Source organism: Pseudoalteromonas sp. 3D05 (assembly GCF_002723455.1).
In the GTDB taxonomy this organism is placed as follows: Bacteria; Pseudomonadota; Gammaproteobacteria; order Enterobacterales; family Alteromonadaceae; genus Pseudoalteromonas.
Genome location: NZ_PDUS01000027.1, coordinates 1 through 23960, shown reverse-complemented (window position 1 = coordinate 23960; position 23960 = coordinate 1). Strand labels below are relative to the sequence as shown.

Sequence of the window (23960 nt, the reverse complement as noted above, 5' to 3'; positions counted from 1 at the left end):
TAACCATCAACTTCTACCGTAAACATCGTCAAAACGTTCAATATCGCTTTCATCCAGTATGCTACCGGTTTGCACCTCTATCAATACAAGTGGCTTATTTTGACTATTCGCTAAACTGTGTATATGACCTGCAGCTATATAACAAGATTGATCCGCCGTTAAAGCGCAGGCTTTACCATCAATACTGACATCAGCAATGCCTGACACTACAACCCAGTGTTCGGCACGATGCTGATGGCGCTGAGTGGAGAGTCTACCGCCACTATTAACAGTAATTTTTTTAACTTTAAAACCACTTTCTTCCACTAGCACACGGTAGTTTCCCCAAGGTCGATAAACAGCCTGATGGTTAAGTAGTTTATCGCTTTGTTTATTCGCTAACTGAGCTAAGAGTTGTGGCAAATGTTCTAATTGCGCTTTATTTGCCACTAACGTAGCGTCATGGGTATGAATAACAGCTAAATTATTTACCCCTAGGGCCGCGACAGTGTGGCCTTCTTCACTGTGAATCAGGTTATTTTCGCAATTAAGCAACACGTCATCATGACTTGCTCGATTACCTAAACTATCTTTATTTGTGTTTTGCCAAAGTGCATTAAAGCCACCAACATCACTCCAATTTAAGGCCAAAGGTAACACCACTACATTATCGCTACGCTCTAATATTGCATAATCAATAGAGTCACTCGGGCATGAGCTAAGTGCTGTTTCATCGGCCCTTGTAAACCCTAAATCTTGGCTAAAATTGGCAGCATCGGCAACGGCGCGGGCTATTTTTGGCGCAAACCTTTCCAGTTCGCGAAGGTAGCTTTTTGGCGTAAACAAAAACATGCCACTATTGAATGAGTATTCACCACTTGCCACGTACTGTTGTGCCAGTTCTCGATCTGGTTTTTCTTTAAACTCATCTACTTGGTAGCAATTTGAATTAGCTATTTTTGCGCCTTGTTTAATATACCCATAACCACAATTAGCTGTATCCGGCTTGATTGAAAAAGTAACCAGCTTTCCTTGTTCGGCCATTGCGATTGCATCTGGAAGCTGTTCCACTAAGTGCTCAAAGTTAGCGATATAATGATCCGCAGGAATCACAAAAATAGGTGAGTCTATTCCTTGGGCTAATGCATACTGTGCAGCAAGCCCGATAGCAGGTGCAGTATTTTTACCTTGTTGCTCTAATAAAATAGCTTTAGGGGTTACACCTAAGGCTTCGCATTGATGGCTGGCAATAAATCGATGCTGTTCATTGCACACTAATAATGCGGGCTTAAAACCATCGCCCGTCACTCGTTGCAACGTATTTTGTAGTAACGAATGCTCATTCAGCAACGACAGAAATTGCTTTGGCATTGCTTGACGCGATAAAGGCCATAACCTTGAACCAATGCCACCAGCAAGAATAACAGGAGTAATAAGAGACATTTTAATAGCCACAGCTAAGTTTAATGAGGGTATTTTAACAGACAATAGCGCCGCCTTTATATGACATTTAAAAAATCTATTAAGCCAAATTCGCTTTTCAGGAACACTGTTCTAAACTCAACTGGTTACCTAAATTCGGTTTTTATGTTTATCTATGAAGGGATGTTAAATGAACATTAATACGGTTAGTCATTCGATTAAAAATTTAGACCTCTCTAAAAAACTAATGAGCGCTTTTTTGCTTGTTGCACTCATTCCTTTGGCCATCGTAATCGCTTTTTCATTATCAAACTCATCTACAGCACTAAACAAACAAACCTACGCACAACTTGAGGCAGTCAGTGAAATAAAAAAGAGTGCTATCGAACGTCATTTTAATGATATTAAGTCGCAGCTTTTATTTTTATCAAACAGCTCGTTAGTGCATTCAGCAGCCATAGAGCTTACTAATGCTTTTAAAGATAAAACAACTTCAACACAGCTCAGTTCTTCACAATATACTTTACTAACAGAGTATTATGAGAACACGTTTAATAAGAAGTACGCCCAAGAAAATAAAAATGTGTCTCAGTCATTTGATATCCATTCGCAACTAACAACGCAAGCGCTGTATTGGCAGTACTATTATTTAGTTCAAAACCCTTATCCAGTTGGGGAGAAAGCAAATTTGCACCGAGCTTCAAACGATGCTCAATACAATGTTGTCCATGAGAAACACCATGACTTCTTGTTCAAATTTGCTCAAAGATTTGATTTTTACGACATCTTTATAATCGATAACCAGTCCGCTGAAGTTGTTTACTCTGTGTATAAAGAAGTAGACTTTGCCACCTCTTTAGCCACAGGCCCGTTTGCAAAAAGTAATTTGGCACTAGCCTACGAACAAGCAAAAAACATTGCTGAAAATGAAGTCACCTTTGTAGACTATCAACAATATTTGCCCTCTTATGATGCACCCGCAAGCTTTATAGCCACGCCAATTTATGAACAAGGCGTTCATACCAGCACACTTGTTTTTCAAATATCGATTGATGCACTTAATGTTATTATGACTGAGCGGGCAGGTTTAGGTAAAAGCGGTGAAACTTATCTTGTTGGACCTGACTTTTTAATGCGTTCCGATTCATACCTCGATCCTAAAAACCACTCGGTTATTAACTCATTTCGCTTTCCTGAAACAGGCGCTGTTAAAACGGCTGCTGTTACACAAGCTTTGCAAGGGAATGTGGGTCAAGAAGTCATTACTGATTATAATGGTGCGAAAGTACTTTCCTCCTATCAACCTATTAATATACTTGGCTTAAAGTGGGCCTTACTAGCTGAGATTGATCAACAAGAAGCATTTGCCGCTGTGGCTCACTTAACCACTATTTTATTGATTATCTCGATAGTGTGTATTGTCATCGTGGTCTTTATTGCTTTTACATTCGCTCGCTCACTGACTCGCCCTGTACAACTGCTTGTTGATACCATGCGCCATGTTGAACGCCAAGGGGATTTTTCAGTTCGCTCTCCAGTGCTATCTAAAGACGAAATTGGCTCATCAGCCAGCGCTTTCAATTGCTTATTAGATGCCTTACAGAGCTCTATTTCGCAAACTAATATGGTCATGAATAAAATGGCAGAGGGCGAATTTAATCACCGTATAACCGTTGATTGTAAGGGGGAGCTATCTTCATTAAAGCAGGCAACAAATAACTGTGCGCACTCGCTTGAGCAAGCAATGTCTGAAATTAATCATGTTATTGATGAAATGAGCCAAGGTAATTTTTCAACGCAAATCAACACTCCGATGCTTGGCCAGCTCGCCACACTTAAGCAAAATATTAATGGTTCTTTAAAGTCTTTAGATAACACGATAGGTGAAATCGTGACTGTGATGGCTTATATAGAACAAGGTAACTTTACTGAACAAGTTACAAGCATCGCACAAGGCACATTAAAACAACTTAAAGAAAGCGTTAATAACTCTGTACTGAGCTTATCGGGTGCAATGAATAACATCAGCCAGGTAATGAGTGCGCTTCATGATGGTGACTTTTCAAAACGTGTAGAACAACCTTTACAAGGGCAATTGGCGCTACTCAAAAATGATATCAACTCAAGCGTAGACAACCTTGCGTTGATCATCACAGATATCAATAGCGTTATGGCTGGTGTGAGTAAGGGTGACTTTACGCAACAAGTTGAGTGCGATGCAAATGGCGAGTTACTTACCTTAAAGTTTAACATTAACGATTCCATCATGGGGCTTAACAATGCCTTCAATGAAATCTCAAGTGTGATGATGGCTATTAGCCAAGGAAACTTTAACAAAACAATTGATGTTGCAATGCCAGGCCAGCTCAATAGCTTAAAATTAGATATAAATAACTCAGTAGAAAACTTAAATACAGTAATTACACAGCTTGCCACCGTAATGGCTGCAATGCGTCAAGGTGACTTTAGTAAACAATTGGATATGCAAATGCAGGGACAACTTGCTGAATTACAGAGTGACGTTAATAACTCATTAAGCATTACAGCAGACGCAATTGAAGAAGTAACACACGTTTTGAGCAGCTTAGCACAAGGTAATTTAAACAAACAAATTGAGCGAGATTACTTGGGTGTGTTTGCAACGTTGAAAGACGATGTAAACCAAACCATTAATAAATTAACCAGTGTTATCGCCAGCATTCAACAAAGCGCTAATTTAGTATCACAAAGCGCCTCTGAAATTGCGTCCAGCAATATAGAAATTAGCCAACGAACCGAAGAACAAGCAGCAAACTTAGAAGAAGCCAGCGCCAGCAGTAATAATATGTTAGATGAAGTTGCTCAAGTTACGATGAAATCGAATGAGGCGGTAACACTTGCCAAAGAAGCACACACAACGGCCAGTGAAGGCGGAGAGCTTTCAAAACAAACGGTGGATGCAATTAATGAGGTAAACAACTCAAGTAAGGATATTAATGAGATTGTGTCTGTTATTGATGATATTGCTTTTCAAACTAATTTACTCGCGTTAAATGCCGCTGTTGAGGCTGCAAGGGCTGGGGAGCATGGCAGGGGGTTTGCCGTGGTAGCCAGTGAAGTAAGGCAATTAGCGGGCCGTAGTGCCGCATCAGCGAAGCAAATAAAGGGGATTATTAGCACCAGCAACCAAAAAGTCAGTCAAGGGACCATTTTGGCGAGCTCTTCAGGGGAAAAGCTTGAACAGATTGTAACAGCAGTCAGCGCAGTGAATGAAATGACAGTGTCTATTAATAACTCATCACTTAATCAACAACAGGCAATTAAAGAAGTTGATGCTGTTGTGCAACGATTAACGACATTGATACAAGAGAACTCAGCGATCACAGAAGAAACAATGGCAGCAGCAAAACAACTATCAGATCAAGCCAATACAATGCGCAATTCTCTGCAATACTTTTCGTTAAAAGAATCGTTGAATTAATCTTGTATACTTAACCTGAGCGCTGGTTAGTTTAGCAAAGATTTGTAGTAAACTGCTGGCGAACGACTTGATGCTATTGCTAAACTACCCAAATAGGTAAGGCATATTCACTGTAGTTTTAGGGATTAGTAATGCAGATGTTTTTAATCGTTGTTTTCTTTATTTTATCATTGCCGCTCACAACTCAAGCTAGCACCGTTGTTTACAAGTGTGATAGTAAAGGTGTGACGACGTTTAGTCAGTTTCCTTGTGCTAAAGACGCAAAAGAAATCACAATTAAAGCTGCAAATGTTACACAAATAAATCAACAAGAAGCACAAGTTAGTACAAGCGCAGTAGATAGTTACCTTGAACTGCAAAGGATTGACCGAGAGATCACTCAGCATCAGCTCTCAATCAAACAGCTAAAAAACTCATTTGCCGAGCGAAAAAAGCAAATCGGTTACATAACCCAAGACCGTGCCAATAGAATGGGCGCTACGTCCATAGCTAATGCTATAGACATTAGAACGCGCCAGCTAAAGAATCAGATAGACCCACAAATAGATAACCATAAGCAAGAAATAGAAACACTCACGGCTAAAAAGGAAGATCTGCAAAGCAAAGTTGGATTATAAGGCCTTTTTAATAACTTCGATAAACCGCGCAATATCGTGCTCATCATTATAAATATGCGGCGATACACGTATTCCATAAGCTCTTTCATCCACACTAATGTCTGCGTCGGTAAGTGCGTCTAACACTGCTTTTTGAGCCTCTGAAAAGTGCAAAATAGCCGTACCGCTGCACGCATCCTCGCTTCGAGGTGAAACCATGTAATCGCTTAATGATTCTCTTAGCTGTGACAATAAAGCCAAGTTATGCTTTCGTACAGTAGCTGCACCTAACTTTGCAAAATAAGCAATACTGTGGCCCGCAATAACATAGGGGGCTATAGAAGGAGTACCTCCCCAAAAACGCAAAGCTGTGGAGTGATAATCAAAGTGGTTTATATCAAATTCAAATGGATTTTGATGCGAGAACCAACCAACATCTTTAGGCTGACAAACGCCAAGCTGTGATTCACTTACCCACAAATATGCAGCGCCCGGACCTGAGCATAACCATTTAACACTAGAGCCTATCAAAAAATCGACCCCGACAGTGGACAAGTCTAACGGTAGTACCCCAGCCGATTGCGCTACATCCACTAAACTCAGTGTATTATTACGCCTACAATACGCTGCTATTTCTTTTACAGGCGCTTGTTGGCCTGTATTTGAATAGGCATGGCTTATAAACACCAGGTCAGTATCGGGTTTGATGTATTGCTGCCAGATTGTTATATCTGTCAAATCCAAATCATGTGGAATATAGTCAATGTGTGCCCCATCAGGCAATGCTTTTTGCATTGCAAAGCCCATGCTGGGAAAATCACTTTGCGCCATTAATACCCGACACTTAGTACCTGTAAATCGCGGGTGCGACATTAAAATTTTAGTTAAAGCGCTCGATAAATTGACTTGCGGGCAGAACAACTCCTTTTTACTATTAAACAACTCACTTAACGCGCCAGTAAATCGCTCAATTGTTCCGAGCCACTGCTGCCAAGGCTCTTTGTTAGTCGACTGCCAAGGAGCAAAAAAGTGTGCATTAAAATCATCGTGCCCTGTTTTTAAGGCTCGCCCAACAGAGTGGTTTAGTAAATAGCACCCAGAAGTTAAATGAAAGTCATCTTTATACATTTACTTTTTTACCCATTGCTTTAACTGGGACAAGTCGGCATAACGCGTCTTGATATCATCACGCTGTGCAGCCGCACGGCGATCCCTCAATTTTTCTAGTGAATCGAGCAGTACATGCAAAGGAGGTCCGCTCGCTGTTACTTTTTGCATATGCTGTTGTTGCATCTGCTGAGCTGGCTGAGCAATAAACTTACTGACGAGCTGATTATGATGACCGATTGCGGTGTCTCCATGTAATTTACACACTTGTATAAACAACTTAGTGTTGGTTTGAAACCATTCACTATCGCGCTGTGAAGCACAGGCAAGTAAGTCATCCATGATACTTGGCATTCTCATCGATTCTCGTAATATTTGCTGATCTTCTGGCATCATATATAAAAACTTATCCACCAGCATTTGCGAATAACTAGGTTCATTTGCAGAACACAGGCCAAGCAGCATATCAATGACATTGATACCCGCAAAATCGCCTGCATTGGCTCCTCGATAAACCTCTTTACCCACGCGATAAGGCTTATAATAAGGCCTTACACAAAAGAAAAAACGCTCAGTATCTAATTGAGTATAAAGAGCATGATTAGATTCAATTACATCCAGTAAAGCCTGCTTAGCCACTTCAAGTAAATCTTTGCACAATGGATGGGAAATGCCTAATGGCTGAATTTTTAACAATGCATCGGCGGCACGTTTGTAAGCCAAAATACCTTTGGTGTTGTAATCTATAAATAGCTTTTCATCTGGCAGATTAGTAAAACGCTTATACAGACCATTTACCGCTTTATTATGTGTTGTTAAATGTGCAGTTGCAAAGCGAGGCGTTACGCCTATTGAAGCACCAATGTGCATTGCTAAAGCCGATGCTTCCACTAATGGTGATGTGGTTTCACGAGAAGGTTCAGTAATCTCATGGCGCCTGCATGCAGCCATATACAAGCCTACATTACCAAGTAAATCAAACGCGCTGTCAAAACCTTCATCAGTATTGCCTTCAGCTAATAGCTTATTAATATGGGCGTTACCCTCATGTTGAAGCTGATGCTTATATTGCTCACCGACAAACTCAACATTTGCTCTATCATCCTGTTGCCAATATATTTTTTCAAGCTCACTGTTAATTTCAACAAAACGTGTTCTTAGCCATTCATCAAATGCTTGAGTGTTTTTGCTCATTTTTATTTTACTTCGACTATTTTTATTGCATTTATGTTAACAGATAGCATAGAGTAATAATCAGTAAAAACTGCTACTTTAGACCTCTTAAATTAGTGGATATCACTCAAAATATGCACACAAATAATAGTTGACGCTAAATTTTATGAATTTAGATAAAAAAGATCATCAAATCATTATGCATTTGCAGGAAAATGCCCGCTACGCGGTCTCACAGCTGGCAAGTGATATTAGCTTGTCCGATACGCCTTGCTTAAGAAGAATAAAAAAGCTTGAGAGCACAGGTGTTATTAGTGGTTATCATGCTGCAATTAACCCCAAAAGCGTGGGGCTGAATGTGCTGGTATATGCATTTGTACGCTTAAGTCAAAACTCAGTCGCAGCAGCGAATACATTTGAGCTGCAAGCCAACAAGTTTGATCATATTTTAGAGTGCTCTGTAATATCTGGCAGCTACGACTATTTACTAAAAATAGTGGCGACAGATCTAGAAAGCTATGAACACTTTGTTAAATTTAAGCTAGGCAGTATCGATTGTATTGCTAATATTGAATCCACCGTGGTATTAAAGCAAACATTTAGCAAAAAGCGGCTACCTTTATAAGAGTAGAGAATCCGCTTTTTAGCGATTCAGTTATACTGAAATAAAAATAATAAAGGGATATAGCACAATGCAGGTAAACGTTTTCCAGACAAAAATAAGTTCGTGTTGTTTTTACGTTCTTTTTGCCATGGCTTATTTATACTCAGGGAAGCTGCTCACTACTTTTGCTTTTCAGTCACAAGTTATCCCGATTTGGTTACCCGCTGGTATCGCACTTGTTGGTTGTTTTATTTGGTGGTGGCGCTTCGCACCTGCGCTTTTTCTCGCCTCCGTGTTCTTTAATCTCAGCATCGGCGATAATCCGCTTGCTCAAGATGTACTTATTGGCAGCACTCAAAAGGAAGTGACGCTTATTGGTCTTGGAGCGGTATTGCAAGCACTTACCGGAGCGGCATTATTAAAATATTGGCTTGGCCACCCTTTATATCTTAAAACCAGAAAGTCCATTATTTACTTTATTCTTATTGTTGGCTTTATTGTTAGCTTACTATCAGCAAACATTGGCGTTTATGCATTATCGGAATTTAACCCTGCTTACAGCAGTGAAAACCATTGGCGGAATGTTTTATATTGGTGGTTAGGAGATACACTAGGTGTACTAATTGCTACTCCCCTATTATTAGCGCTTATCCAACCAAAGCATCAGCAATACCATGTTGCTCCTTTTCCAACCATTGCGGTATGCCTTGTATTATTTTTATCTGTTGCAGCAACTACAAAGCTTTATAATGAAAAAAGCAGCTCTAATGCTCTGCAAATCGCAACAAGAGAAGCCTCAGTCATTGAAAATAGCTTATTGCGTCACTTAAGTCACAGCCAAGTTGCTGTGCAAAGTTTAGCGAGTTTAATTCAGTCTAGGCCAACTTTAGATCAACGAGAATTCGTTAGCTATACATCTGAGCTACTCGCACAAAACACTTATATTAAAGCGCTTTCTTGGAATGAAAAAATCACTCAAGATGATATTCCCGTCTTCACCCAACAAATGCGTGACATTTATAGCACAGATATAAAAATCAAGGGCTCACCACAAACCGCTACCGAGCCATTAGTCGTGGTTAAGTACATAAACCCGCTTAAAACAAACCAATCGGCACTTGGTTTTAATGTGTATTCGCGTGCCGACAGGCGCGCAACACTGCTTGACCCCCGTATAAAATACCAACCTGTTAGCACTAAAATAATTCAATTAGTGCAAACAACAACACCCGAACCTGCCTACTTGTTGTTTGCTCCGGTGTATCATCACAGCAATGATGGTGCAAAAATTGAAGGCTACGCAACTGGCGTCTTTTTGGTTGAAAGCATTATAAAGCAAGCCATTTCACAAGAGCAGCTTGCCATGTTTGACATCACTATGTATCAAGATCAAATTCAGAATCCATTTTTTAGTAATGCCCAACAAACCTCGACGAAAAACCCGCAGCTAACCACGATAACAATTAACTTTTCAAGTCAAAAGTGGTTCATTGATTTAACGATAAAAGATGAATTCATTCCGCATCAAACCAATCAATTCACCTTATTGCTTTTGGTCTTACAAGTTGTCGTATGTAGCCTTATTTTATTGGTGCTTTTGCTGTTTAACCATCAGCATATTGCACTTTCTCGCTTGGTGAGTGAGCGAACCCGCTCACTCGAGAGTGCTAAAAAGCAGTCCGATGAAGCCAATAAAGCGAAAAGTCGGTTTTTAGCGAATATGAGTCATGAGATCCGCACCCCTTTAAACGCTGTTATTGGCTTTTCAAGTCTTGCAAATAAAGGTGACGATACCTCAACACTTCTGCACTATATTGAACAAATTAACCTGGCCTCAAAGTCGTTGCTTACTCTTGTTAACGACGTACTTGATATCTCAAAAATTGAATCGCAAAAGCTGGTTTTAGAGCAACGACCATTTGATTTAAATGCATTATTAAAGCGCCTTGATAGCATGTTCAAGCAAATGGCTAAGCACAAAGGAATTGAGTGGCGTGTTGATAACCAGTTAGCTGATGATACTTGGTTTGAAGGGGATGAATTACGCATTGAACAAATCTTGCTAAACCTATGCAGCAACGCCATTAAATTTACCCACCAAGGGCAGGTTACGCTGACGGTGTTAGCACTAGAGAGATCAGATGAAAAACGACTTATTTCGTTTAGTGTGGTCGATACAGGTGTGGGTATACCCCCCTCTATTCAAGCAAACTTATTTGATGCTTTTACCCAAGCAGATGATTCAACGTCTCGTCGTTTTGGTGGAACAGGCTTAGGGCTAACAATAGCTAAAGAGCTTAGCTTGTTAATGCATGGCGATATCACCTTACAAAGCGAAGAGAATAAAGGCTCAAACTTTACCTTTACTGTTGAACTTAACACCAAACCAGTACAAAAAACACCCGAACGTCTTAATGAGCAGGTAGATTTAAGCCAACTAACCATCCTTGTCGCTGAAGATAACAAAATAAACCAAATGGTTATAAAGACGATGCTTGATTCTTTAGGCATCAAACCTACGCTTGTTGAAAATGGTGAACTTGCCGTTGAGCACGTGAAAAATAATCACGTTGATTTAGTTTTGATGGACTGCCAAATGCCTGTCATGGACGGTTATCAAGCAACCATTAATATTCGTCAATTTAAAGATGCTGATGAGCTGCCCATTGTTGCCCTCACTGCAGACGTAATGCCGCAAGATAAAGCTCATGCATTAGCAATTGGTTTTAATCAACACCTTGCAAAACCTCTCGATCTCGCTAAGCTAGCCGAATGCTTAACTTATTATGTTATTAATAATGAAGATTAAAAACACTATTAGCTTATTTAGCTTTTTCGCCTCAATTTGTTTTAGTGTGTCTGCATTTGCTGCGACGAGTGTAAATTGCGTGAGCCAATTAACGGATCTCGATTTTATTATTAGCAGCAAAAGCCAGGGCCTCTTACGATTTCAAAATACGCCCTCAGAGCATAATTTTGCATATCACTCTGATACCAGCTTTAATCATTACTTAGATTTTGCTTATCAACATATATTGCACAGTAATCCACGTGCGGCCATGCCATGCCCATTATCGACAACAACCTATAAACAACTGGTGAAACAAGGGTCACGACCCGAAAAATCCAATATAGCCGACCTTGTTGCCCCTTTCGAACTTCGCCAACCAGATAACCAAAAGGCTGTTTTACTGGTGCATGGCTTAACTGATTCACCGTTTACATACCATGATTTAGCGCAAACTTACTTCCAACAAGGCTACACCGTTAGAACGCTCCTTTTACCAGGTCACGGTACAGCCCCTGATGCATTGAAAGACGTTAATGCTCAGCAATGGCAGCAAGCCACTGACTACGCTATAAATCGAACCCTAAAAGACTATAAGCATGTCGTATTAGGCGGGTACTCTACCGGTGCCGCGCTACTCATTAATTACTTAACAACTCACCCCGTAAATGAAAGAGTTAAGGCTTTAATGCTATTCTCTCCTGCCAGCGAGCCACATAATAAAAATGGTTGGGCAGCCAAGTGGATTGATTTAATCCCCTTTGTTAATTGGATTGACGAAGATGCTGATATAGATTTCGCCAAATATGAGTCTTTCCCTTGGAATGCAGCAGCTGCGGCTGATGATGCAATGCGCACCATTGCAGTAAGTAATTTAGCGCAACGCAGGTTTCCTGCTATCCCTGTTTTTACTGCCTTAAGTGATATTGATACCACTATAGATAGTAAAGCCACGTTCGCGCTACTCTCGGCTCTGAATAAAATAAGCCCCCACAATACGGGCAGCCCCGATACTTTAGTGCTCTATGGCGACAAAAAAATAATACCGGATTACTTTCCTGACAGTTACACTATTCATAACCCACAATGTCGTTCTAGCGACTGCAAAGATATTCAAGGGATATCGCATATCGCAGTCGTAAACTCACCTAATAACCCCCATTATGGTATAAACGCAACCTATCGTAACTGTGGCAGTTACCTCGATGATGAATCCCTTTACACACTATGTAAAACAACCGCGCAAACGACCCTCGGTGAACGAACAGCAGATAATGTAGCTCGTTTTCAGCCCTTTCAACGTTTAACATTTAACCCTTATTTTAATGAGCTAAGTAGTCAGATAACACAATTTTTAAACGCTATTGAACAAAAATAGAGCCTTAATATGTCAAGTTTTAGCCATCAGTGGTTTACCAGTATTAGTGATCTAGATGCCAAGGTGTGGGCTCGTTTTTTTGGTGACAATCCTTTTACCGATCACGCATTTTTATACGCGCTAGAGCAAAGCCAAAGTACCTGTGAAGCCACTGGTTGGCAGCCATTACATTTAGTTATTTATGAGAATCAACACATTATTGCACTTGCCCCAGGTTATTTAAAAAGCCACTCCTATGGTGAATACGTGTTTGATTGGGCTTGGGCTGAAGCGTATCAACAGCATGGCATAGCTTATTATCCTAAATGGCTATGTGGTTCGCCTTTTAGTCCCGTTGAAGGCGAAAGAGTCGCTATTCACCATTCACAACCAGAGTCTATAGCAGACTATATAAGTGAGGTACTCAACCAACAGTGCCAAGTGCATGGTTGGTCTGGCTGGCATATAAATTTCTGCCCTAAGCAACAAACAGAATTATTTACTGGGCATAACGCCATGCCACGGACAGGCGTACAGTTCCAATGGTTTAACCGTGGGTATGACAATTTTTCTGACTTTTTACAAAGCTTAAATGCCCGTAAACGTAAAACCGTAAAGAAAGAACGAAACAAAATTACGCAACAAAATATCACCATAAAGTGGTTACAAGGCGATCAAATCAATAGTGCTGTAATGAGCCAGTTTTGTGAATTTTATCAACGCACATATTTAAAACGTTCAGGTCATATGGGCTATTTAAATCATGAGTTTTTTATTTTATTACATGCATTAATGGCTGATAAGCTTGTCATTATGCAAGCCTATCTTGATGGCCATGTGGTTGCTGCTACTTTAAGCTTTAAAAGCGAAAATACCTTATATGGTCGATATTGGGGGGCGGTAGATGAAATAGATTGTTTACATTTCGAACTATGTTATTACCAAGGTATTGAGTACTGTATTGCCAATCAGCTGCACTGTTTTCATTCCGGCGCACAAGGTGAACACAAGATAGCCCGAGGCTTTGAACCAGTATTTACGCACTCGCTCCACACAATTATCAATGAAGACTTTAGCCACGCAATTGCAGACTTTTTAAAGCGAGAGCACCTACACACAACAGCTTATCAGCAGCATTGTAAATCACTACTGCCGTTTAAGCGTGACGCTTGAAGACTAAGAGCTGGTTGTTTGCCGGCATTTTATTATCTTCAAGCAGTGTTAGCCCAACTCGTTCAGCAAGCGCTACTATTTTTTCAAAGTCGCGAATGCCACTTTCGCCATCCTGGTCTTTCAAAAACCCATCAAAACGCTGATTGCTTTCGCTCGTATACTGACCTTGATATTTAAAAGGCCCATAAATGCAGACAATTCCCTTGGGGGCTAAATGGCGTTTAATGCCTTCAAAAAATAATTCAACCAAAGCCCAACTAATAATGTGTAGCGTATTAGCAGTATAAATAGCATCCACACGATTAATTGGCCAAGCATGGTTTAAATCCAGTGTTAGCGGCGCATGTAGATTGCTCAATTGCGCCTCATCAATCCATTGTTGAATACCACTATGATTGATTAATCTATCGCTAGTTTGCCACTCTAAATGTGCTAAATGCATCGCAAAATGCACACTGTGCTGCCCTGTACCTGAACCCACTTCTAAAACGTGTTTACTATTATTAAAACAAGCTTTTAATACCGCTAAAATGGGTTCTTTATTGTTTTCACAAGCTTGAGAAAAAGGTTTATTCGCTTTCATATACGCACCAAAACTAGAGCCATTTGCACAATAGTAAAGCAAAATTCATGACGCTTGTCTTTGCAAAACAGTCACATAAAAATAAAGCTTTAATTATCATGCAATTATAAGAATAATAAAAATTGGTATAGCTTATGCAACAGTATTATTGAACCAACAGCTAGGAGAATACCATGTATGTATCTAAATTTAATGCACTTGACGCTGCTATCACAGCAAGCGAAAAAGCAGATAGCAACAAATCAACATGTGATGAACGAGCAACAGTTATTGATTTATTGTCACAATCTAACAAGCTGAAGAAGAGCCTAAAAGAACATGAAACAGATCAAATTTTCATCCTTGGCTACAACTAATATCATAAACTTTTGGCAAGTTTTACGTATTCAAACTTGCACCAAGACCGGATTACTGTAATGATAACTATTATCGTTACAGTAATCCGGTCTTATTATGCACGAACACCAAGCAATGCTTTATTATCAACAGCAAATGAAGTGTATTTGCCAACGTCCAGGACTACATGCCCCCGCTTTAGTTGCAAGCTATATTGAAGCAGGCCTCAATGCCGCACGCTACTACGAAAAAAGCAAAAGTATCTTGCTCCAAGAACTCTATCTAAGACGTACTTTCCATGAAATTATTAATAAAATGTGCGATTCTTTAATTCATTGCGCAATACGTAAGCAATGTTCAGAGCAACTATACAAACCCTTATTGGCGTTAAAACGTTTTTATAGAACCCATAACGGTAACGAAAAATATCTTATCCTTGAACGAGAAGCACGTATTCTCAGTCACGAATTCAACCCTTTTTAGGAGCTTTTATGAGCGAGTATAGAACTGAAACCGATAGCATGGGCGAACTTCAAGTACCAGTAGATGCACTTTATCAAGCACAAACCCAGCGTGCGGTTAATAACTTTAGTATTAGTGGTTTAACCATGCCAAAACAATTTATTACGGCACTGGCGTACGTTAAACAAGCTGCGGCTCAAAGTAACTGTGAACTTGGCCATTTAGACAAACAAAAAGCCCTAGCAATAGAGCGTGCCTGCCAAGAAATAATTGATGGCCAACATATAGATCATTTTCCGATTGATGTTTTTCAAACTGGCTCTGGCACCAGCACCAATATGAATGCTAACGAGGTCATTGCAACACTTGCAAGTCGTTACAATGATGACCTAATTCACCCAAATGATGATGTGAATATGGGTCAAAGTTCAAATGATGTGATCCCAACGACCATCGCCGTAAGCAGTGTTATTAATGTTGTTTATGAGCTGTTTCCAGCCCTTGATCAGCTATCACAGATACTAGAGCGTAAGAAATCTGAAGTAGGCGATATAGTAAAAACAGGCCGTACCCACCTAATGGATGCAATGCCTGTTACTTTTAGCCAATCTCTCAATACTTGGCAATATCAAGTTGATACCGCAATGGCGGCTATTCGTCATAGCTTAGATGGCGTGTCAGCGCTTGCCCAAGGCGGTACTGCTGTGGGCACAGGAGTCAATGCAGATCCCCAGTTTGCTGAGCTGTTTTGTAAAAACTTAAGCACCAACGTAGGCATACGTTTTACCCCCAGTAAAAACTTTTTTTATAACATTGGCTCACAAGACGCCATTGTTTCATTATCTGGGCAATTAAAAGTACTTGCTGTGGCACAAATGAAAATAGCTAATGATTTGCGCTGGATGAACTCAGGACCACTCGCCGGGCTAGGCGAAATTGAGCTTGAAGCATTACAACCGGGCTCTTCGATTATGCCTGGTAAAGTTAACCCGGTGATCCCAGAAGCAGCAGCAATGGTAAGTGCACAAGTGATTGGTAATGACGCGACTATTACCGTAGCAGGGCAATCTGGAAACTTTGAGCTTAATGTCATGCTGCCAGTCATCGCCTATAACATTTTGCAAAGTATCGAGTTACTGGCAAATAGTAGCCGCGCATTAGCGGATAAAGCCATTCGCACGTTTAAGGTCAATCAGCCAAATATTGACAAAGCCTTGGCCAAGAACCCAATTTTAGTCACGGCCTTAAACCCGGTTATCGGCTATGCAAAAGCAGCTAAAATTGCCAAGCAAGCGTATCAAAGTGGTCAGCCGATCATTGATGTAGCAGAGCAAGAAACCCAGCTCTCTCGCGCTGATTTGGAAGAGTTACTTAATCCAACCAAGCTAACCCAAGGCGGTTTATAACCTACCTATGAAACCCGTTACTTTATTTAAGTAACGGGTTTACCTTTTTGAATGTAATAGTTTTTATTGCTGTGTTATGTGCAAAGTGTATGATAGTGATTACTTGTTAATCACTATAAAGGTTCGTTATGCGCTTTTCATTATGTGTTGTTGTGTTATCTCTTTTTATTGTTGGCTGCTCGGACGCTGCAACACCAGAAGCAGAGCAATTAAAACCAGCTCCCACTACTTTGACCAAAAATAGTCAGGCAGTGGCTATAGGTGATAAAAACAAAGCCGTTTCGAGAGAAGCAATTCAGGCAGCTCATAAACAATTAAAAACCCTCACCGAAGATCTTAGCTGTGATACGAGTACACAATGCAAAGTATTGCCTGTTGGGAGCAGAGCGTGCGGTGGACCAAGCAGCTACCTTGTTTTTTCAACCAAAAATAACGATAGCCAAAAGGTTGAACAAGCAGCAAAACAGATTACGACTCTAGAAAGCCAATTTAACGCTCAAACAGGTATGGTCAGTATTTGCCAACATTTAACTGCACCTGCAACACAGTGTACTAGCAATAAATGTGTTAAAGTTGCTGGTAATGCAACAAGTGTTTATTAAAGGAATTAATATGAAGTGCGTTTCATATTCTAAAGCGCTGGCAATTGCAGCTGGCCTATTTATTACTACCGGCTGTGAAAGTACATTTGATACAAGTTCATCAGGCTCAGTAAGTTTATCTAAAGCGAACAATGCATTATCTAAACTAGTTGAAGATACCAGCTGTACAGCGAGTTTTCAGTGTAAGGTTCTTGAAGTAGGTCAACGGGCATGCGGCGGGCCTAGCAAATACTTAGTATACTCTGCTTTAAACACTGAGCAAGAAGCTGCAGAGCAGCTAGCTCAACAAGTAACTGAGCAAGAAATACTTGATAATCAAGCTAGTGGTGCGAGCGATTGCTCACCGGTTTTACCTGTGCAAGCCTTATGTATTGACAAGCAATGCCAGGCATTCGAAATAAAATAATCAACTAACAACCTATGCGCTAAACCAGAAATGGGATTAGCGCAGATATGATTAACACACCAATAATACACACCCCTGCTTTAAAGATATGCTGCATTGGCATTTCTTTCTTTATCCAATACGCATAAATAAATCGCACAAAATAACTTGCGGCAGTACCGAACAAAGCAAAAATAATTAGGTAAGCGATTAAAACGATATTCACAGCGACTCATTTTTTATAGGAATGAAGCCCTCAGTGTAAGGGCTTAACTTTAAGAAGGCAAAATTGTGGTTATTTTTTATTGCTGTAAGCGATAAGCAACTCAGCCACTTGCTGCTTAACTGCTCGCTTGTCATCTGCTGGCACACCAAATCGCTGTGCAAGTAACCCTATCTCCTCATCATTAAGATTAAATGACAATCGTTGACGAGTCTTTTTTGATTTAACATCGAGCGCTAAAATTTTGCGGATCATATCTGAAGGTGTTAACTCCTGATCTATCGCCTGCTTTTTTATCGATTTTTGTACTTCACTGCTTAAATCAAAGGCCATTTGCGTCGCCCTTACGGCTTGTTCTTGGCGCTGCCATTTAGCCTTCGCGTCACTCACTGTGCATCTCCTGGGAATAAGTCCACAATATCAGATATAGGTCTGGTCAGTGTAAGTGAGACTTCTGTTTCACCACCATCCCAAATCTCAATGTTCAAACTGTGGCTTTCGTCGTCAGAGGCTAGGCATATCATTTCACAGGGTTCACCCCCTTCTTGCTCATACCGAGGCAGTGGTTGCTTACGATAATCTTGCTTATGGAAATAGCAAACGTATGGCGATTCACTTTGCTGGTAACTTTTACCTAAAAACTGCATAAAGCGCTCAGGTGTATTCTTAACTTCTATAAAAGTTAAAGACTCTTCGTCAAAAATACGGGCAAACTCATCGAGGGTAAAAATATCATCTACCTCATCACGTTGAATTTTTATTGAGAAATTAGCCCACTGCTCGCCATCTTCCATTTCAATTTGTAAAAATACAACTTGCCCACTGTTTGTCTCTAATACGAACTCAGTATCACTGCTGTGCTGATATTGATAAGTTTGCACATCAATCACACGCACAGTTTGACCTTTTAACCAGTTTGGATAAGCAAATGAGTCAATAATACTCAGCATATCGCCTTTTTTTAGATCGCTAGCATGAGTCAATTGACGTTCTGGCGCTTTTTTAGATTTAAAGAAATTAAACATAGAGTGCCTCTTAAGCAAAAAAGGTAACGGGCATGATGCAACGTTACCTTTTTAAAAAAGTGTGAATAAGGGTTAGCCGTTTTGCTTAGCTTTAATACGCGCTAAGATATCCGCGCTTTTTGGGCTGCTATCGCCAATACCCGCTTCAGCCATTTTAGCTTTTAAATCGCCGCCACTTGTTTCTGCTTCAAGCTCTTTTGCAGCACCAAGTTGATCGCTCCGATCTTGCTGACGTTGCTTAATACGCTCAAGCGACTGACGTGCATTTGTCATCGACGAACTATTTGTATTAAGCGTGCTATTAACAGCCATAGTAGCTTGTTGCACGCTTTCAGTGGTTTTCACCATTGTAAGCTGGCGTTGGTTTTCTTTGATCGACTTTTCGGCATCTTTAACTTGCTGCTTTAAAGTTACGATGTGGTTGCTAAAACCAGCAAGTACTTGCTCGTGCTCAGCTTTTTCATTTTCGAAATCACCAATTTTCTCAGCAATTTCTAAAGCTAACGCTTCATTGCCTTTTTCAAGTGCTTGGCCAGCATAGGCTTCGTGCTCAGCTATCGACGCATCTAGGGCGCTTAATGAACGCTTAGTTTGCATTTCTTTTGCCATTACTTCAGTTAGGCTTTTCTTTGCACGTTGTAATGCATTTTGCGCATCCGCGATTTCTTGCTCAAAAATACGGATACCATTTGCATCAACGATTGCTTCACCGGCTTCACGTGCACCGCCACGAACTGCTGTAAATAACTTTTTTAATATACTCATAATCTTAACTCCACTTAATAGAACTTGCTGCTATCTCATCGCACTGATAAATAAGGTATTAATCATTCAAGTACAAGGTCACAGCTTCTAGGGCATCAATTGCGTTATCGGCTAACGTTACTAACTCATGGGTAATGTCATCAAATGATGAATTTACCGACAAAGCACCAAAAATTGCGTACTTGTTATCAATTTTGGCAAATGCACTCAATGGAATCGGTACATTTAAACGTAGTAATGTTTCGTTTAGCTCGTTTCGTAAATCAGGTTTTACTTCGTCATCTGCAAACAAGTAGCTAATACAAAGCAATTGCTCTTGTGTTTGCGTAACAAAAATTGGAAGTTCATCATTTCCATCAACAATGACTTGTAACACATCTTGCTCGCCTGGATTGGCTATCAAGAAAGATTCAAAGTTAGCGCCTTCAGTTTCAAAAGATGCTAGTTTTATTGAAAGTTCGTTTAATTCCATGTCTCTGCCTTTTTGTCATTTGACATATTATGTCTGAGTTAAGATTCGCACGACCGACATATTATGTCAACCATGTTTTATCAATTTTTATACAGTTCGCTTTCTTCTTGCCATGCACTGCGATAATAATCATATAGTGCGCCAGACCCTAATCTATTGACTTCTATATTATTTATTTGTTCAAAATAATAGTTTGGAAACACAAATGCTGCCAATAAATATTCTTTACTTGCCCATCGAGAATCTACAGACAAGTTAACAACATCATTGATCCGCGCGCTGGCTGATTGCCCACGAGTCGTTGCTATAGTCCATCCCCACTGGCCAAAAGAAGGGATATTTTGCTGATACTGTTCGACATGTTTAAACCCAGCCGCTTTGACTGTTTTTCCAATACTCAAAAATGCCTTTTTTGCGTGGTAAGGTGATGTTGATTGCACTGCCATCGCACCATCAGGAGCAAGCAGTTGACGAATATGGTTATAAAAATAGTCGCTGTACATTTTATTTAGGTCAGGGTGATTTGGATCAGGCAGGTCGATAATAATAGTATCGAAGCGCTTCCCTTGATCAAGCAACCGCTCAACCTCTATAAATGCATCGCCTACAATCACGTTAGCTCTAGGATCACTCATCGCGTTTGCATTGAGCTTAGTCAATCGCTTAACTATTTCAACAGGCGCTTGAAACTCGTCACTTTTATGGCCAAATAAGTTAAGTAACTGGCCATCTAAGTCGATTAACGTGACCTCTTTCACTGGCCATTTAAATACGTCGCGCATGGCAAGCCCATCACCGCCACCCACTATCAAAACGTCATCATGACGATTAGAGGCCAGTAAAGCAGGGTAAACCAACATAGAGTGATAAATTTGTTCATCGATGCTGGAGAACTGTAAACGACCATTTAGGTATAAGTCAGTAATCGGTTCAGGTTGGTTGCGGCTTAGTCGCTCCGTTAATACCAGGTGCTGGTATTTTGTCGCCTCAGAATAAATCACTTTATCTTTATAAAGCACGTTACTTAAGTCTTTCATCCAGCTACTGCCAAGCACTAATATAAAGCCAAATAAAACCAATAACGCGAGGTGACAAACAAGCAGCAATTTAGCAAAACGGACATGGCTGTGATAGCGCCACAAAAATGCTAAACCCGCGACAATATTAAATAAGGCGGTCCAAGCAGCCGCTTGCATAATGGGCATCGCGAGCATAATACTCACCCAAATAGCTGCGCCAATACCTGCACCTATATAGTCAGCCCCATAAATTGTGCCTGCATTATTTTCTAAAAACCGCCCATATACTTGTTGGCGTATACGGGCAATTAGCGGGATCTCCATGCCGATTAATAAGCCGAGTAACAAACCGAACACATATGGGAGAAAACGCGACCACTCTTGTAACTTTTGAAATACATAGCCATTAAGCACTGTATCTGCAGGTAAGTTAAAGATCTGTGAAAAGATATATGGTAATGAGTAACTGACGGCAATCACACTCGCAATCGCTAAAATACATCCCATCCCCACCAAGGCAATAATACCCTCAAGCCATGCAAAAGCGGTGAACGCGTCTTTAAACCAACGAGCCAGAAAAGCACCGATCCCCATAGCGACGATCATAGTGCCAATCATGGCATAAATGGCACTTTCAACAGAACCTAATACACGTCCTGCATAATGTGATAAAAGATATTCATAAATAAGGCCGCACCCAGCGAGTACAGCCATAACAGTTATCAATAAAAAATCATGCCCAAGTAAGGAGTTCTTACTCGGGGCCGTTGTTGTGTGTGACAAATCTTATGCGCCTAATAACGTAGCCATAGTGACACCAACAGCAAATGATATTGCGGCTGAAATAGTTGCTACACCAACATTCTTTTGACGATTGACTTCATCTGAAATATCACAACCCGAAAGAATAATTTTTATTGTAATTAAATGAAGTAAGATAAATACAATAACGCATATCACAGCACTCAGTGCCCAATACATAAGGCTAGCATTAATACTATCGGCAACATAAGGCGCAACGCCAGATGCTGCTGTAATAGCGAGTGCACTACCAATTAAGAAACCCGCATAACGTATGCCCACCGCTAAATTTCCGTCAATAACCGCTTGTTGAAGGCAGTCGCCACTGCGATTTGTGCGTTTAAATAATTGCACGCGATACTGGCTGACAATCAACAAAACAACACTGCCAATAATAAATGCTGCTATAACAATTGGTAAACCGTACCAGCCCTCTGTTGCAACCCAAAATAAAGCTGAGCGGATAACAATTGCCACACTAACCACATGGCCAAAGTCAATCAAGGCTGCAGTTGCATTCCCTTTCACTATTTCATCATGCAAGCTGACCTTACGTAACGCGACTTTATCTTGAAAGAAGTGGCCAAGCTTTATGAGCACTATCGCTAATAAACCATATGCCCCCATTTGCATCGCTTCTTGATGCAACGTTGGTGCAAATGCACCACTACTGACACCAGTAAGAACAATTGCTAAAGCAACTAGACCTGCTGCAAAACTAATACCAAAGGCAAAGTTATCGCGCTCTGTAATTTCATCATTTGCATGTAGATTAGACACCCAACCTTTTATAAATTTTAGACTAACAAACAAAGCGATAATGATTGCAAAATCAATTGCGAGCGCTTGTAGTGACCACATAGTTATTCCATTAAATTCGTACATATTCTTTTAACTCCAACACTAATTCTTTACAGTCTGGTTATTTACCACGGCTTATTCCACGCGAAGTTCGACTACCACTATTTCTTATAGACCCTGAACTTTTACTGTAGCTACTCTTGGAATAGCTGCTTCTACTTTTTGGTGGGGTGTAACTACTTCGGCTAAGTCCTGAAGCGCCTGTTTTTTTTGTAGCATACGGGCTTGTAAACTGCTTTCCTTGGCGCGAATAAGATTGGCGAGTTCTTGTTTCAACAGCTGTTTGTGCTTTCATTTGTTTAGGACTGGTATAACGTGCACGGCCATAGTCATTGTAGTAACTGTATTTTCGGCGTTTACTCCAACTGCCGTATTCAACTCGGTCGAACACATCACCCAAGATACGATACATACCATACCAAGCCCAAAAGCTCATACCATTGCTATTAGTCTGCCAGCTACCATAGTTAGGATTACCAACAAGTTGGTTTCCTTCACCAGGACCTTCTGCTTGCTGGCTTATTGCCCCAACACGGGCAAGTGAGCCACCTGACATATCCGCTAGCATGTTAATAGGATCAGTTAATGCGTCAGAAAACAGTGTGGGTTTTGCCGCATCCCTTAATAGATCTAAGTTTCGCAATGTTTCTTCGTAGGGCGGTATAAGGTGGGTGTTTTTAATATCTGCTAAGCGTTGCTGCAAGCCAGTATAAAGCGCACCATTTCTCGTTGCATCTTGAGCCATTACAGAAGCAATTTGCGATAACTGAGGTTTTTCATTGCTGATTATGCGAGCATATTCAGACAATAAGACAGCATTTCGAATTGAACCATTATCCAAGGCTTTACCGAGCCCTTCGAGTTCAACCTCGGCTTTGGTTATAGATTGTTGAATTGTTTGTTGCAACTGCTCTTCTTTCGACTGGCAGCCCATAAGCAAGCTTATCAAACAAAACAGGCTTATAAGTTTCCAAGCTTTTATATCCGACATTCATGTCACCTGATTTACTAAATTAACAAAGCTAGTTTTACACAGCTCAGTTATTAAACCAAGAATGAAATTGCAACAAGATAATATTTAAGAGAAATCAAAGGTAGAAAGTTTGTATTTCTTTAGGGCGGGAGCGAGTTTCAAATACAATCAACAAAAAGGAAGCGCAAGCTCTTTTAAGGGTGTACTTTGTGCTCAGAGATGATCGTGGCGCTCTTTATTCGTGGGCGTCAAATAGTCAACCCACGCTACGGTGTAGTGATTGACGCTGTGCTACTCGGTAACTTTCGTACAGACGTAAAAAAGCCCGGCTCTTTTGAGTCGGGCTTTCTTGTATTTGGAGCCTGGCAATGACCTACTTTCACATAAC

The 23960-nt window shown here is 40.5% G+C and carries 23 protein-coding genes; 11 read left to right on the top strand and 12 right to left on the bottom strand.

Annotated features, from left to right (window positions below; translation table 11 throughout):
- Window positions 1-6: 6 nt before the first annotated feature.
- Window positions 7-1428, bottom strand: a complete 1422-nt coding sequence (locus tag CSC79_RS18815) for a mannose-1-phosphate guanylyltransferase/mannose-6-phosphate isomerase (RefSeq protein ID WP_099297530.1) — start codon at window positions 1426-1428, stop codon at window positions 7-9.
- A 163-nt stretch (window positions 1429-1591) separates the two neighbouring features.
- Here CSC79_RS18815 and CSC79_RS18810 point away from each other — a divergent pair, with 163 nt between their 5' ends.
- Complete coding sequence (locus tag CSC79_RS18810) at window positions 1592-4861, top strand: methyl-accepting chemotaxis protein (RefSeq protein ID WP_099297504.1); 3270 nt, start codon at window positions 1592-1594, stop codon at window positions 4859-4861.
- A gap of 131 nt (window positions 4862-4992) precedes the next feature.
- Window positions 4993-5478 (top strand): DUF4124 domain-containing protein, encoded by a 486-nt coding sequence (locus CSC79_RS18805; protein ID WP_237114066.1) that lies wholly within the window; start codon window positions 4993-4995, stop codon window positions 5476-5478.
- Here CSC79_RS18805 and CSC79_RS18800 read toward each other — a convergent pair.
- Both CSC79_RS18800 and CSC79_RS18795 read right to left on the bottom strand, forming a co-directional pair.
- Complete coding sequence (locus CSC79_RS18800) at window positions 5473-6585, bottom strand: aminotransferase class V-fold PLP-dependent enzyme (protein WP_099297501.1); 1113 nt, start codon at window positions 6583-6585, stop codon at window positions 5473-5475. The two genes, CSC79_RS18805 and CSC79_RS18800, sit on opposite strands and share 6 nt — an antisense overlap.
- Window positions 6586-7758 (bottom strand): monodechloroaminopyrrolnitrin synthase PrnB family protein, encoded by a 1173-nt coding sequence (locus tag CSC79_RS18795; protein WP_099297498.1) that lies wholly within the window; start codon window positions 7756-7758, stop codon window positions 6586-6588.
- Window positions 7759-7903: 145 nt separating this feature from the next.
- On the opposite strand from CSC79_RS18795, the gene CSC79_RS18790 reads away from it, so the two are divergent.
- The 4 genes from CSC79_RS18790 to CSC79_RS18775 all read left to right on the top strand — a co-directional run bounded on the left by CSC79_RS18790 (window position 7904) and on the right by CSC79_RS18775 (window position 13659).
- Entirely contained in the window at window positions 7904-8362 is a 459-nt protein-coding gene (locus tag CSC79_RS18790) for an Lrp/AsnC family transcriptional regulator (RefSeq protein ID WP_099297496.1), read from the top strand.
- Between the two features lie 127 nt (window positions 8363-8489).
- Window positions 8490-11150, top strand: a complete 2661-nt coding sequence (locus tag CSC79_RS18785) for an ATP-binding protein (RefSeq protein ID WP_237114065.1) — start codon at window positions 8490-8492, stop codon at window positions 11148-11150.
- Entirely contained in the window at window positions 11140-12507 is a 1368-nt protein-coding gene (locus CSC79_RS18780; protein WP_099297526.1) for an alpha/beta fold hydrolase, read from the top strand. The genes CSC79_RS18785 and CSC79_RS18780 overlap by 11 nt, the downstream gene beginning before the upstream one ends.
- Before the next feature lie 9 nt (window positions 12508-12516).
- Window positions 12517-13659 carry a GNAT family N-acetyltransferase gene (locus CSC79_RS18775; RefSeq protein ID WP_099297492.1) on the top strand — a complete coding sequence of 381 codons (1143 nt, stop codon included), beginning with the start codon at window positions 12517-12519 and terminating at the stop codon, window positions 13657-13659.
- Here the strand turns inward: CSC79_RS18775 and CSC79_RS18770 are convergent.
- Window positions 13643-14242 (bottom strand): DUF938 domain-containing protein, encoded by a 600-nt coding sequence (locus tag CSC79_RS18770; protein WP_099297490.1) that lies wholly within the window; start codon window positions 14240-14242, stop codon window positions 13643-13645. The genes CSC79_RS18775 and CSC79_RS18770 overlap by 17 nt on opposite strands.
- A gap of 173 nt (window positions 14243-14415) precedes the next feature.
- On the opposite strand from CSC79_RS18770, the gene CSC79_RS18765 reads away from it, so the two are divergent.
- The 5 genes from CSC79_RS18765 to CSC79_RS18745 all read left to right on the top strand — a co-directional run bounded on the left by CSC79_RS18765 (window position 14416) and on the right by CSC79_RS18745 (window position 17454).
- Window positions 14416-14598, top strand: coding sequence for a hypothetical protein (locus CSC79_RS18765; protein ID WP_099297488.1), 183 nt, complete (start codon window positions 14416-14418; stop codon window positions 14596-14598).
- 97 nt (window positions 14599-14695) lie between these two features.
- The gene (locus tag CSC79_RS18760) at window positions 14696-15061 is read left to right on the top strand and encodes a hypothetical protein (RefSeq protein WP_237114064.1); all 366 of its coding nucleotides are present in this window, start codon (window positions 14696-14698) and stop codon (window positions 15059-15061) included.
- Window positions 15062-15069: 8 nt separating this feature from the next.
- Window positions 15070-16446 (top strand): class II fumarate hydratase, encoded by a 1377-nt coding sequence (locus tag CSC79_RS18755; RefSeq protein WP_099297486.1) that lies wholly within the window; start codon window positions 15070-15072, stop codon window positions 16444-16446.
- 128 nt (window positions 16447-16574) lie between these two features.
- Window positions 16575-17048: a hypothetical protein gene (locus CSC79_RS18750; protein ID WP_099297484.1), complete on the top strand. Its 474-nt coding sequence runs from the start codon at window positions 16575-16577 to the stop codon at window positions 17046-17048.
- A 10-nt stretch (window positions 17049-17058) separates the two neighbouring features.
- Window positions 17059-17454, top strand: a complete 396-nt coding sequence (locus tag CSC79_RS18745; protein ID WP_099297522.1) for a hypothetical protein — start codon at window positions 17059-17061, stop codon at window positions 17452-17454.
- Window positions 17455-17473: 19 nt separating this feature from the next.
- Here the strand turns inward: CSC79_RS18745 and CSC79_RS18740 are convergent, their stop codons facing one another.
- The 8 genes from CSC79_RS18740 to CSC79_RS18705 all read right to left on the bottom strand — a co-directional run bounded on the left by CSC79_RS18740 (window position 17474) and on the right by CSC79_RS18705 (window position 23590).
- Entirely contained in the window at window positions 17474-17659 is a 186-nt protein-coding gene (locus CSC79_RS18740) for a hypothetical protein (RefSeq protein ID WP_099297482.1), read from the bottom strand.
- 69 nt (window positions 17660-17728) lie between these two features.
- The gene (locus CSC79_RS18735) at window positions 17729-18046 is read right to left on the bottom strand and encodes a hypothetical protein (RefSeq protein ID WP_099297480.1); all 318 of its coding nucleotides are present in this window, start codon (window positions 18044-18046) and stop codon (window positions 17729-17731) included.
- Window positions 18043-18681 (bottom strand): DUF4178 domain-containing protein, encoded by a 639-nt coding sequence (locus tag CSC79_RS18730; RefSeq protein WP_099297478.1) that lies wholly within the window; start codon window positions 18679-18681, stop codon window positions 18043-18045. Before CSC79_RS18730 ends, CSC79_RS18735 begins: the two co-directional genes overlap by 4 nt.
- 72 nt (window positions 18682-18753) lie before the next feature.
- Complete coding sequence (locus CSC79_RS18725; RefSeq protein ID WP_099297476.1) at window positions 18754-19446, bottom strand: PspA/IM30 family protein; 693 nt, start codon at window positions 19444-19446, stop codon at window positions 18754-18756.
- A 58-nt stretch (window positions 19447-19504) separates the two neighbouring features.
- Window positions 19505-19918 (bottom strand): DUF2170 family protein, encoded by a 414-nt coding sequence (locus tag CSC79_RS18720; RefSeq protein WP_099297474.1) that lies wholly within the window; start codon window positions 19916-19918, stop codon window positions 19505-19507.
- Between the two features lie 80 nt (window positions 19919-19998).
- The gene (locus CSC79_RS18715; RefSeq protein WP_099297472.1) at window positions 19999-21720 is read right to left on the bottom strand and encodes a polyamine aminopropyltransferase; all 1722 of its coding nucleotides are present in this window, start codon (window positions 21718-21720) and stop codon (window positions 19999-20001) included.
- A 3-nt stretch (window positions 21721-21723) separates the two neighbouring features.
- The gene (locus tag CSC79_RS18710) at window positions 21724-22623 is read right to left on the bottom strand and encodes a DUF350 domain-containing protein (protein ID WP_099297470.1); all 900 of its coding nucleotides are present in this window, start codon (window positions 22621-22623) and stop codon (window positions 21724-21726) included.
- A gap of 37 nt (window positions 22624-22660) precedes the next feature.
- The gene (locus CSC79_RS18705) at window positions 22661-23590 is read right to left on the bottom strand and encodes a hypothetical protein (protein ID WP_099297468.1); all 930 of its coding nucleotides are present in this window, start codon (window positions 23588-23590) and stop codon (window positions 22661-22663) included.
- Between the last annotated feature and the right edge of the window lie 370 nt (window positions 23591-23960).